Origin of the sequence: Methylophaga sp. UBA2496 (assembly GCF_002341635.1) — a bacterium.
Classification (GTDB): domain Bacteria; phylum Pseudomonadota; class Gammaproteobacteria; order Nitrosococcales; family Methylophagaceae; genus Methylophaga.
Map to the genome: position 1 here is coordinate 45940 of NZ_DDOK01000005.1, position 12732 is coordinate 58671.

Sequence of the window (12732 nt, forward strand, 5' to 3'; positions counted from 1 at the left end):
GAAGCCGGGTCAAGTTTCGGAAAGCACCGGCATATGATGAATTAGCCTAAGTTATTGATAAACCTGCTGTAGCGGGCTTAGGCGTAGTCCAGCGAAGTTCGGTGCTGGAGTCATGGTGAAATAAAAAATTCCTTTCGGGATTTGCGCCTCACGCAGGCACGCGGATTGATGTCAACAACAGTCGAACAGGCAGCTTTCAAATGAGCCATTAGCTGTTCATGAATTTTGGTGTTGAACTAAAGAAACGTCAGATATTGGCCATAAAACCGATGCCGCGTGATTTTGTTCTATTAGAAGCAATCGTTACGTCCTTCGGGATCACAACTATTGGTCGCTTATTTGCTGGAGAACGCTGAACAGCATTTGCCAAAGCATTTTCTAATTGGATGCGTACCAATCGAGGTGAAAGAGTAGAAAGTTTATCGATAACTTTTTTATCCAGTTTCGTAGCGAAATGCTTGCCCCAAGCATTCATATTTAAAAGTTCGTCATAAATTGAACAAATAATCGCTCTCGCTTGAGCTGTCGTTGGAGGATGAATGGCAATTTCAATCATTCGAGAGCGAATAGGCTCAGGGATTTGTTCTGGATAATTAGCAGAAGCGATCCAAATAACGAAGCTCACATCAAAAGGAATTTCCAAATATTCATCAACAAAGTGTTTTGCAGTGTGCCGTTCAAGTAGCCCATACATTGGCCCGAGAGGATTGTGGCGTGAATCGGTGGTTACTTTATCAATTTCGTCGAGCATAAAAATTGGGTTGGCATAGGTACTTTTGCGAATACTCTTGCTAACAAAACCCGGCTTGCTATCCATCCAACTGCTATATCCTCCAGCCACAACGAAACTAGATGAAACTGATGCAAAATCCAACGAGAAGAAGTCAGTTCCAAGCACAGCGGCCAGTTCAGAGATAAATCTTGTTTTACCTACACCTGGTGGGCCTGTAAGAAGAAGTGGAGGGATGTAGAGCGTCTTGGGGTCTTCTAGGCCGCTTAAACATAGCGTGCTTTTCACCCTAGCAATGACTTCATTGAAATTTCCAAATTTTTCTGCCAAATTTTCAAGTTTGCTGATGATGTCCGAGTTGAACATAGCAAGAGGCTTGTGATCAGATTCTTTTAACAAGTCACGCAATATCATTATTCTATTGCGGTTTGTCTCAGCATCGATTGCTTTAGTTACTGAGGTCTTGTCAAAAATATTAATAACTTGATCTGCTTCATTTGCTTCAGCTTCAGCTTCAGTTTCATTTGAATTCTTACACTCATTTTTAATAAGAGCAGAATTTGGAATAAATTCATTGAAATTTGAATCCATCATGTTTTATCTCCTCAAATGTCTCATTAGCATCATCATAAATACACAAAGTGTATAATTATGGGCAAAAATAACCAGAAGCTGCGTAGCTTTTTGGTTAGTTGTTCATGCGAATATAGATACACAATGTGTAGTTTTGTGTCAAGGGCGCAATGTTATGAATCGATTAGCGATTCTTGTTTATGGCACAATATGATGATTATGCAGTCAACCACTTAATAACATATGCCCATAACGTCTAAACAACTTAGAAAATTACGCGACAACTTAGGCTTAAGCCGAGAAGAAGCCGCTAAATATATATTCGTTACTCCGCGTACCTGGATGAGCTGGGAATTAGATGAAGCAACAGATAATCATCGTAATATGCCAGAGGGTTTGTTAGAGCTGTTTTGTATTAAAAATAAAATTAAATACACTGTACTTGACAATGGTGTACACATTGTGTAGATTATGCATTGCCCGCTTGACGCGGTTTTTTTAAACCTATCTAATACACAATGTGTATATTATTGGAGAGTTACATGGCTGAATATGACGATTTGGTATCTCGTTCCCACATGACTGCGTGGGTCGCAGGATTTATTGATGGGGAAGGTTGTATACATATCTACAAGCAAAAATATAAGTCTCGCTCAACTGGCGAGCATGGCGGCATTACACATTCACTTAGAATTAGTATAGGGCAGAACAACCTAGAAGTTTTAGAGCGGATAATTGATGTTTTGGATATTCATGCAAAGATATTTAAAAACAAAAGAAACATGGGTACAAATAGGCAATGTTACACGCTCCATATTAACGGTAAATATGCGCTTCGAACTATAGAACTAATTAAGCCATACCTTGTTCGTAAGCTTCCTGAAGCGTTAGCGGCGGAAAGATTCTGGGAAGAGGGCCGTAAAGATTTGAAAACCGGCAGAAAGCCTGTGCCAAAAGCGATTATGGATATCCGTGAGTGGTGGTATAACAAGATGCGTAGAATGAAATAAACACATCTTCAACTTGCGCGTTTTGAGTAAAAGATAGGGGAGGTGAGATACTTGGAGTTCACTATAGTTACTCCAGTATCACGCAGTGAAGTTACATATGAGTTACATTGAACAAAAAAGCCTCAGGAGACGAATCTTCTGAGGCTTTATAATCATTGGCTCCCCGAGCTGGACTCGAACCAGCGACCCAATGATTAACAGTCATTTGCTCTACCAACTGAGCTATCGGGGAACAGAAAGATGGGTATGATAGAGACTCGAACCGGATGGGTCAAGCCTCTATTAAGTTTTTTTGTTAACCAATAAATTCTGCGATTCGTTGCAAGGCATTTTTCAGATTTGTTTCGCTGGTAGCGATGGATAAACGAATATGATTTTTCAGACCAAATGCCGTTCCGGGAACGACAGCAACGCCTTTTTCTACCAATAAAGCTTCGGCAAAGTCCATATCATCGTTTAATTCCGGTTTGTTGGATAAAACGCCTGTGATATCCGGAAATACGTAGAACGTACCATCTGTTTCCAAAGCAGTGATGCCTTGCATTTTGTTTAATTCTTCAACCACATAGTCATGGCGCTTTTTGAATTCTATCAGCATGGTTTGTACGCAACCTTGATCGCCATTTAACGCTTCAACAGACGCCGCTTGCGAAATAGAGGTTGGATTGGAAGTACTTTGCGACTGGATCTTTTTCATCGCGCCAATCAATTGAGCAGGACCACCGGCATAACCGATACGCCAACCGGTCATCGAGTAGGCCTTGGATACACCATTCATGACAACAGTACGGTTATAGAGATCAGGACAGGCCATGACGATATTGTAAAATGGTTCATCGGCCCAATATATGTGTTCATACATATCATCAGTGGCGATGAGAATGTCCGGGTACTTACGCAGCACGTCACCCAAAGCTTCAAGTTCGGCTTTGGTGTAGGTCATGCCGGTTGGGTTGGAAGGGCTGTTGATAACAAATAAACGGGTTTTGTCAGTGATTGCGTCTTCAAGTTGTTGCGGGGTGATTTTATAACGTTGATCACGGTCACCGATGATGATGACCGGTTTGGCATCAGCGAGTAAAACCATATCAGGATAAGATACCCAGTAAGGTGCCGGGATAATAACTTCATCGCCTGACTCTAATAAGGCCTGTGCCAGATTAAAAAAGCTTTGTTTACCGCCACATGAAACCAGAATTTGATTGGCCTCATAGTTTAAGCCGTTATCACGGGAAAACTTTTTGATAATGGCGTTTTTCAATTCAGCTGTACCATCAACCGCTGTATATTTGGTCTGGCCTTTGTTAAGTGCTTCGACAGCCGCTTGCTTGATATGATCCGGGGTATCGAAGTCCGGCTCACCGGCTCCCAGACCAATAATATCTTTACCTTCGGCTCTCAAGGCCGCGGCGCGTGCGGTGATGGCTAAAGTAGGCGAGGGTTTGATGCTTTGTACGCGCTGTGAGAGTTTGATAGTCAAAATCTGTCCTTCGAGAAACGATAAGTGATTAGAAAACCGTAATATACGATAAACACGGACATTGCTAAAGAGTATGAAAAAACAATTTGAATTAGTCAGCGAGTTTGAACCGGCGGGGGATCAACCAACTGCGATTGCGTCGCTGGTTGAGGGATTAAACAACGGTGAAATGTGGCAGACCCTGTTAGGGGTCACCGGATCGGGAAAAACCTTCACCATCGCCAATGTTGCGCAAGCCGTGCAGCGTCCGGTGATGGTTCTGGCACCCAATAAAACGCTGGCTGCCCAGCTCTATAGTGAAATGAAAGAGTTCTTTCCGAACAATGCGGTGGAATATTTCGTTTCCTATTACGACTACTATCAGCCGGAAGCCTATGTGCCTTCTTCCGATACCTTTATTGATAAAGATGCGTCGGTCAATGAACAGATCGAGCAGATGCGTTTATCGGCCACCAAAGCCATGCTGGAGCGGCGCGATGCAATTATCGTATCCAGTGTGTCGTGTATCTATGGTTTGGGTGATAAAGATGCCTATCTTGCGATGGTCATGCATCTGGTTCAGGGCGATATCATTAATCAACGCGAAATTTTACGGCGTCTGGCCGAGTTGCAATATTCGCGAAATGATATTGAACTTTCCCGCGGTACCTACCGGGTTCGCGGCGAGGTGATTGATATTTTCCCGGCGGAATCCGAACGCGATGCGGTGCGGGTTGAACTGTTTGATGATGAAGTCGAACAGATCAGCTATTTTGATCCGTTAACCGGTGAGGTATTGCAACGGATGAACCGCATTACGATTTACCCGAAAACCCACTATGCCACGCCACGCGAAACCATTTTGGGGGCAGTAGATTCAATCAAAGACGAGTTGCGTGAGCGATTAGCTGAATTAAACGAGCAAAATAAACTGGTAGAAGCACAGCGACTGGAGCAACGCACCCGTTTTGATATTGAAATGTTGCTTGAGCTCGGTTACTGCAACGGTATCGAAAACTATTCCAGACATTTATCCACCCGTCAGGCCGGTGAAGCGCCACCGACCTTATTTGATTATCTGCCAGATGATGCGATTCTGATTATTGATGAAAGCCACGTCATGATTCCGCAAATTGGCGCGATGTATAAAGGTGACCGTTCGCGTAAAGAAACGCTGGTAAATTATGGTTTCCGGTTGCCTTCTGCATTGGATAATCGTCCATTGATGTTTGATGAATGGGAAAAACTGGCGCCACAGACCATTTTTGTTTCGGCTACGCCTGGAAAATATGAAGCCGAACATGCCGGTAATATCGTTGAACAAGTCGTGCGTCCAACCGGTTTGATCGATCCTGAAGTTGAAATTCGCCCGGTGGGTACGCAGGTGGATGATTTGCTGTCCGAAATTACGAAACGCACGGCTGTTAACGAGCGGGTGCTGGTCACCACATTGACCAAGCGTATGTCTGAAGATCTCACCGATTATCTTCGTGAGCATAATGTCAAAGTACGTTATTTGCATTCGGATATTGATACCGTCGAACGGATGGAAATTTTGCGTGATTTACGTCTGGGCGAATTTGATGTGCTGGTGGGGATCAACTTGTTGAGAGAAGGTCTCGATTTACCTGAAGTTTCACTGGTGGCGATTCTGGATGCGGATAAAGAAGGCTTTCTGCGTAGTGATCGATCGTTGATTCAGACAATTGGCCGTGCCGCCCGAAACCTCAATGGTAAAGCGATTTTATATGCAGATCAGATCACTGGCTCGATGAAGCGGGCGATTGATGAAACTGATCGACGTCGTGAAAAACAGATTGCTCATAATCTGAAACATGGCATTACGCCGATGGGTATTATCAAATCGATTCGTGGTGGCATGGATGATTCGAAGAGCAAGAAAGAGGAAAAACTGCGGTTTGCCGAAGTGGCCGAAGAGCATGCTAAATATGCCTCGCTGTCTCCACAACAATTGGCCAAACGTATTCAACAGATTGAAAGTGCAATGTATAAACATGCACAGAATCTGGAGTTTGAAGAAGCGGCTAAGTTACGTGATGAGTTAGATAAAGTGAGAAAGATGGCATTAGGGCCTGTTGTTCTGCAATAGCACCCCATTAAATTGCTGGAATGTATTACGAGACTTTAGCTTTATCGGTGGTATAAAGCGCTTGCAAAAACTGCCCGACTGCGTATAATTTCGCGCTTCACAGTAGGCACGTAGCTCAGTTGGTTAGAGCACCACCTTGACATGGTGGGGGTCGTTGGTTCGAATCCAATCGTGCCTACCAGATATATACATCAAGCACCTCTTGCAGGTGCTTTTTGGTTTTTAAGGCCTCTCGTATTGGCCACAACCAAGGATATAGCATGATTTCAATTACCCTTCCTGATGGCAGTCAACGCCAGTTCGATCATCCCGTTTCAATTCATGATGTTGCCGCCGATATCGGTGCCGGTCTAGCCCGTGCTGCTCTGGCTGGCAAAGTGAATGGCAAACTGGTCGATACCAATTACGTTATTGAAGATGATGCTGAACTGGCCATCATTACCGAACGTGATGAAGAAGGGCTGGATATCATCCGACATTCGACTTCGCATTTGTTAGCTCAAGCCGTCAAACAACTTTATCCGGATGCTCAGGTCACGATTGGCCCGGTTATCGAAGATGGCTTTTACTACGATTTTTCCTATTCCAAAGGTTTTACACCGGAAGATTTGCAAAAGATCGAAAAACGTATGGAAGAGCTGGTCAAACAGGATCTTGAAGTGGTGCGTGAAGAAGTCACTCGTGATGCTGCCGTGCAGATCTTCCGTGAAATGGGCGAAGAATATAAAGCGCAGATCATTGAAGATATTCCAAAAGATGAAGTGTTGTCAGTGTATCGTCAGGGCGAGTTCATGGATTTATGCCGTGGTCCGCACGTGCCAAATACCGGCAAACTCAAAGCATTCAAACTGATGAAACTGGCCGGTGCTTACTGGCGTGGTAAATCTGAAAATGAAATGCTGCAACGTATCTACGGTACTGCCTGGTCGGATAAAAAAGATCTGAAGGCTTATTTGCACCGTCTTGAAGAAGCTGAAAAACGCGATCATCGTAAACTGGCGAAAAGTCTGGATCTGTTTCATCTGCAGGATGAAGCGGCCGGCATGATCTTCTGGCATGACAATGGCTGGCGGATTTATCGCGAAGTAGAAAAATACATTCGCGACGTGTTGGCTCAAAATGATTATCAGGAAGTGCGGACACCGCAAGTAGTCGATCGCAGCCTCTGGGAAAAATCCGGTCACTGGGACAAATTTGGTGACATGATTTTCAGCACCCATTCTGAAAATCGTGATTACGCGGTTAAACCGATGAATTGCCCCTGTCATGTCCAGATATTTAATCAGGGTCTGAAGAGCTACCGTGATTTGCCATTACGGATGGCGGAGTTTGGATCATGCCACCGTAATGAACCGTCAGGTACATTGCATGGTTTGATGCGCCTGCGTGGTTTTACTCAGGATGATGCGCATATTTTCTGTACTGAAGACCAAATTCAGTCCGAAGTGGCTACCTTTATCGATCTTCTGTTTAACGTCTATGCCGATTTTGGTTTTAACGAGATTATTATCAAACTCTCAACACGTCCGGAGAATCGTGTGGGCAGTGATGCTGTTTGGGATAAAGCGGAACATGCACTTGAACAGGCATTAAATGCCAAAGATCTGGACTGGGAGCTACAACCTGGCGAGGGGGCATTCTATGGGCCGAAGATCGAGTTCTCCCTGAAAGATTGTCTGGGAAGGGTCTGGCAATGCGGTACCATTCAGGTTGATTTCTCGATGCCGGGCCGTTTGGATGCAACTTATGTGGCCGATGATGGCTCGAAACAGGTACCGGTTATGCTGCATCGTGCGATTCTTGGATCACTTGAACGTTTTATCGGTATACTCATCGAAGAATATGCTGGCGCGTTTCCGGCATGGCTTGCACCTCGTCAGGTAATGGTCATGGGAATTACCGATAAACAGTCAGAATATGTTCAACAAATTGCCCAACAATTGAAAAATCAGGGATTTAGAGCCGATACGGACTTGAGAAATGAAAAGATTGGCTTTAAAATACGCGAGCACACATTGCGGCGCGTACCTTATCTGATCGTTGTTGGGGATCGCGAAGCACAAGAAAATGCCGTGGCAGTACGTACTCGCAAAGGCGAAGATTTAGGCGCTATGTCGCTTGAGAGCTTCGTTTCATTGCTTCAAGAAGACGTTGCTCGCCGCGGTCGAATTATTTTAGAGGATTAAAAACATCGCTACAGATCAAAAAAGGCTGAATTCTGAAATCACAGCCAAAGAAATTCGTGTAACCGATGCAAACGGTGAACAACTAGGCGTTATCTCATTGGCGAGAGCCTTGGAGTTAGCGGAAGAAGCCGAGCTGGATTTGGTGGAGATTGCCCCTCAGGCAGAACCGCCAGTCTGCCGTATTATGGATTACGGCAAGTATGTGTTTGAGGCTAATAAACAAAAAGCCATTGCTAAGAAAAAGCAAAAACAGATACAGGTAAAGGAAATAAAATTCCGACCAGGGACGGAAGAGGGTGACTATCAGGTAAAACTACGCAACCTGACACGTTTCCTCGAAGAAGGTAATAAAACCAAAGTCAGCCTCCGCTTTCGTGGACGTGAAATGGCCCACCAGGACTTAGGACTGAAACTGCTCGAACGAGTAGCCGATGATCTGAAAGAACTGTCGGTTATTGAGCAGCATCCGAAGAAAGAGGGTCGGCAAATGATTATGGTTTTGGCGCCAAGTAATAAAAAATAACTATTATTAATTAACAATGCGGAGTTCCAAATGCCAAAATTGAAAAATCACAGCGGTGCGGCAAAGCGTTTCAAACGCACCGGTAGCGGAAAGTTCAAACGCGCTCAAGCGTTTACTAGCCATATCCTGACCAAGAAAAGCACTAAGCGGAAACGCCAACTGCGTTCCACGTTGACAATCTGTAAAGCAGATCATTTGTCAGTCCGCAAATTATTGCCTCTTCTATAATTAAGGAGTATTCCCATGGCTAGAGTAAAACGTGGTGTAACAGCCAGAGCCCGTCATAAAAAAGTTATCGCGCAGGCCAAAGGCTATTATGGTCGTCGCAAGAATGTCTATCGTGTAGCTGTCCAGGCAGTTACCAAAGCCGGTCAATATGCATACCGTGATCGTCGTCAGAAAAAACGTGTATTCCGTACATTGTGGATTGCGCGTATTAACGCTGCTGCCCGTGAATGTGGAATTTCGTACAGTCGTTTGATCGATGGTCTGAAAAAATCATCTATTGAAATCGATCGTAAAGTATTGGCAGATATTGCTTATCACGATTCTGCTGCATTTGCTGCTATTGCTGCAAAAGCAAAGGCGGCTTTGGCTAACTAATCACTCGGTTCACTCAGGCGAATCATATTATTAGTTGCACAGGAAAGGGCCGTTGATGACGGCCCTTTTTTATTTCTGATTGATCCTCAGGTGGAGGAAATATGGCTGAACTGTCATCGCAGTTATTGGCATTAAAAGATATTGTTGAGGCAGCGAAGACCGCGATTGAAAACGCGACCGATGCTAAAACACTGGATAACGTCCGGGTCGAATATCTGGGAAAAAAAGGTTTGATTACCGGGTATGTAAAAGAACTGGGTAACCTCAGTGCTGAAGAACGGCCACTCATTGGTAAGGAAGTGAATCTGGCCAAGCAGGAAGTCGCTGGTCTGACTGAAGCTCGCAGCAAAATTCTTGCTGAACAGGCCATGAATGCTGCTTTGGCGGCTGAAACCGTTGATGTCACCTTGCCTGGTCGTAACGCCGAAGTAGGCGGTCTGCATCCGGTGACCCGAACTTTGCAGCGTATTGAACAATATTTTCGTCAAATTGGTTTTCAAATTGCCGAAGGGCCGGAAATCGAAGACGGTGATCATAATTTCACTGCATTGAATATTCCTGAAAGCCATCCGGCGCGTGCGATGCATGATACCTTTTATTTCAACGCTGAAATGCTGCTGCGTACCCATACGTCGCCAGTACAAATCCGTGTAATGGAAGAACAGCAACCGCCGTTACGCATCATTGCCCCGGGTCGTGTGTATCGCTGTGATTCTGATTTAACGCATACTCCGATGTTCCATCAGGTCGAAGGCTTGATGGTTGATGAGAATGTCAGTTTTACCGATCTGAAAGGCATTCTGGCAGACTTTCTGCAGGCTTTTTTCGAAAAACCGTTGAATGTACGTTTTCGTCCATCCTATTTTCCGTTTACCGAACCGTCAGCAGAAGCTGATATTGAGTGTGTGATCTGTGGTGGTGAAGGTTGCCGTGTTTGTAGTCATACCGGTTGGTTGGAAGTATTAGGCTGCGGCATGGTGCATCCAAAAGTATTCGAACATGTAAACATTGATAGTGAAAAATATCTGGGTCTGGCCTTTGGTATGGGCGTTGAGCGTCTGGCGATGCTGCGTTATGGCGTGAATGATCTGCGATTATTTTTTGAGAACGATCTGCGCTTCCTGCGTCAGTTCAAATAGGATAGGAAGTTCGCCATGAAATTAAGTGAAAACTGGTTACGTGAATGGGTAAATCCTGATTTTGACGTGCAGTTGATTGCCGAGAAACTGACGCAAGCAGGGTTGGAAGTAGATTCTGTTTCACCGGTTGCTGGTGATTTTTCTGGTGTGTTGGTTGGTCAGGTAAAATCAGTTGCCCCACATCCTGATGCAGATAAATTGCGCGTCTGTGAAGTGGATGTTGCCGGTGATGCGTTATTGCATATTGTCTGTGGTGCCAGCAATGTTCGGGAAGGCCTGAAAATTCCAGTGGCTGTCGTTGGGGCAGTATTACCCGGCGATTTTAAAATCAAAAAGGCCAAATTACGCGGGGAACCGTCATTCGGAATGTTGTGTTCTGCTAAAGAACTTGGTTTGGCAGAATCTTCGGAAGGATTATTGGAATTACCTGAAGATGCTCCGGTTGGTAACGATATTCGTGATTATCTGGCATTAAATGATTTCACCATTGAAGTTGATTTAACGCCAAACCGTAGTGATTGTCTGGGCGTAGCCGGTATTGCCCGTGAACTGGGCGTGATCAGTCGTACCAATCTGACACCTGTAACGATTAATGAAGTGCCTGCGACGATACAGACAACATTTCCGGTTTCGGTAGAAGCCAAACAAGCCTGCCCTAATTATATTGGCCGGGTAATTGAAAATATTAATCCAAAAGCCAAAACACCGTTGTGGATGCAGGAAAAACTGCGTCGAAGCGGTTTGCGTAGCCTGAGTGCCGTTGTCGACATCACTAATTACGTGATGTTGGAACTTGGTCAGCCGATGCATGCCTTTGATCTGCAGAAATTGCAGCAGGCCATTACGGTACGTTATGCCAAAACGAATGAAAAACTGACGTTATTAGATGGTCAGGAAGTTGATATTGCTGAACAAACATTGGTTATTGCAGACGCATCTGGACCATTGGCACTTGCAGGAATTATGGGCGGAGACGCGTCAGCTGTCGGTTCTGCAACAGCATCATTGTTCCTCGAAGCGGCTTTTTTTGCGCCGGATGCGATTGCCGGACAAGCGAGAAGTTACGGATTACATACTGATTCATCTCATCGCTTTGAACGCGGCGTTGACCCGCAACTTGCGGAACTTGCAATGCAACGTGCTACCAGTTTGATCCTTGAGATTGCCGGTGGTCAGGCAGGCCCGCTTACTGTGGTCAGTGAAGAAAGTGCGTTACCTGAAACGCCGCAAATTCTGCTACGTGCAAATCGTATTAAACGGGTATTGGGAATTGAGCTGGAAGCTGCTGAAGTAGAAGAACAGCTGACACGTTTGGGTCTGGAAGTTACACAAGTTAGAGATGGCTGGCTGGTTATTGTGCCAAGTTTCCGGTTTGATATTAATATCGAAGTCGATTTGATTGAAGAATTGGGACGATTGTATGGCTATGATCGGTTGCCGCAAACTCGTCCTGCAATTAGTGTGTTACCCAGCGCAATTTCCGAAAAACAACTGGCGACCGAACGCTTACAAAGTTTATTGGTAGATCGTGGTTATTATGAAGCTATTACCTACAGCTTTGTTGATCCAACATTACAAAAACACTTTGCTGACAGCGAAGCTGACCCCATTAAATTGGCCAACCCGATTTCTGCTGATTTATCGGTAATGAGACATTCTCTCTGGCCAGGTTTGGTGCAAGCGATGGTGTATAACCTGAATCGCCAGCACGATCGTATCCGCTTGTTTGAAGTAGGCAGTGTATTTCGCGGAGAACTGGCAGACATCGATCAATATCAATGTATTGGTGGTCTGATTTACGGCGATGTAAATCCTGAACAGTGGGCCGATAAAAGCCGTAAAGTTGATTTTTTTGATGTGAAAGCGGATGTTGAAGCGCTTTTGGCTATAGGTGACGGTCAAGTTGAATTTCGAGCTGAAGCTCATCCAGCATTGCACCCGGGACAATCTGCGCGTATCTATCAGAACGGACAAGCTGTAGGTTGGATCGGCGCTTTACATCCAAAACTGAATAAACCATTAGGCTTTGGTGGTAAAGCCTATGTTTTTGAATTGGAATTGGCGGTTTGCTTACAATCCGCCATTCCAAAATTTACCGCTTTGTCACGTTATCCTGCTATTCGCAGGGATCTTGCATTAGTCGTCGACAACTCAGTTGTTGCCTTTGAAATAGAGCATTGCCTGAAAGGCATTGAGTCTGATATTCTTAAGTCAATTCAATTGTTTGACGTTTATTCTGGAGATGGTGTCGAGCTTGGCAAGAAGAGTATTGCGGTTGCCTTCCATCTTCAGCATGGTGAGCGAACCATGACCGACGATGAAGTCGATGCTTTAATATTACAAATCACTCAAAAGCTGCAAAGCGATTTGGGTGCGATGGTCAGAACCTAACGTCGGTT

The 12732-nt window shown here is 44.8% G+C and carries 10 protein-coding genes and 2 tRNA genes; 9 read left to right on the top strand and 3 right to left on the bottom strand.

Annotation, left to right across the window (positions count from 1 at the left end; all coding sequences use genetic code 11):
• Positions 1-247: 247 nt before the first annotated feature.
• A complete protein-coding gene (locus B2W60_RS07320; RefSeq protein WP_247870128.1) occupies positions 248-1324 on the bottom strand; it encodes an AAA family ATPase in 1077 nt (358 codons plus the stop codon).
• 521 nt (positions 1325-1845) lie between these two features.
• Between B2W60_RS07320 and B2W60_RS07325 the strand changes: the two genes are divergently transcribed.
• Positions 1846-2313 carry an LAGLIDADG family homing endonuclease gene (locus tag B2W60_RS07325; protein ID WP_168800224.1) on the top strand — a complete coding sequence of 156 codons (468 nt, stop codon included), beginning with the start codon at positions 1846-1848 and terminating at the stop codon, positions 2311-2313.
• Positions 2314-2469: 156 nt separating this feature from the next.
• Here the strand turns inward: B2W60_RS07325 and B2W60_RS07330 are convergent.
• A tRNA-Asn gene (locus B2W60_RS07330) sits at positions 2470-2545 on the bottom strand.
• Positions 2546-2608: 63 nt separating this feature from the next.
• Entirely contained in the window at positions 2609-3793 is a 1185-nt protein-coding gene (locus B2W60_RS07335) for a pyridoxal phosphate-dependent aminotransferase (protein ID WP_292360112.1), read from the bottom strand.
• A gap of 73 nt (positions 3794-3866) precedes the next feature.
• Here B2W60_RS07335 and uvrB point away from each other — a divergent pair, with 73 nt between their 5' ends.
• From uvrB to pheT, 8 genes are all read left to right on the top strand, one after another.
• Entirely contained in the window at positions 3867-5882 is a 2016-nt protein-coding gene (gene uvrB, locus B2W60_RS07340) for an excinuclease ABC subunit UvrB (protein WP_292360110.1), read from the top strand.
• Positions 5883-5986: 104 nt separating this feature from the next.
• Positions 5987-6063, top strand: a tRNA-Val gene (locus tag B2W60_RS07345).
• Between the two features lie 79 nt (positions 6064-6142).
• Positions 6143-8068 carry a threonine--tRNA ligase gene (thrS, locus tag B2W60_RS07350; protein WP_292360108.1) on the top strand — a complete coding sequence of 642 codons (1926 nt, stop codon included), beginning with the start codon at positions 6143-6145 and terminating at the stop codon, positions 8066-8068.
• Complete coding sequence (infC, locus tag B2W60_RS07355) at positions 8064-8591, top strand: translation initiation factor IF-3 (protein WP_339612374.1); 528 nt, start codon at positions 8064-8066, stop codon at positions 8589-8591. Before thrS ends, infC begins: the two co-directional genes overlap by 5 nt.
• Positions 8592-8621: 30 nt before the next feature.
• Complete coding sequence (rpmI, locus tag B2W60_RS07360; protein WP_014706666.1) at positions 8622-8819, top strand: 50S ribosomal protein L35; 198 nt, start codon at positions 8622-8624, stop codon at positions 8817-8819.
• Positions 8820-8834: 15 nt separating this feature from the next.
• Positions 8835-9194: a 50S ribosomal protein L20 gene (rplT, locus tag B2W60_RS07365; RefSeq protein WP_014706667.1), complete on the top strand. Its 360-nt coding sequence runs from the start codon at positions 8835-8837 to the stop codon at positions 9192-9194.
• 101 nt (positions 9195-9295) lie between these two features.
• Positions 9296-10333: a phenylalanine--tRNA ligase subunit alpha gene (pheS, locus tag B2W60_RS07370; RefSeq protein ID WP_292360106.1), complete on the top strand. Its 1038-nt coding sequence runs from the start codon at positions 9296-9298 to the stop codon at positions 10331-10333.
• Between the two features lie 15 nt (positions 10334-10348).
• The gene (gene pheT, locus B2W60_RS07375) at positions 10349-12724 is read left to right on the top strand and encodes a phenylalanine--tRNA ligase subunit beta (RefSeq protein ID WP_292360104.1); all 2376 of its coding nucleotides are present in this window, start codon (positions 10349-10351) and stop codon (positions 12722-12724) included.
• Positions 12725-12732 lie beyond the last annotated feature (8 nt).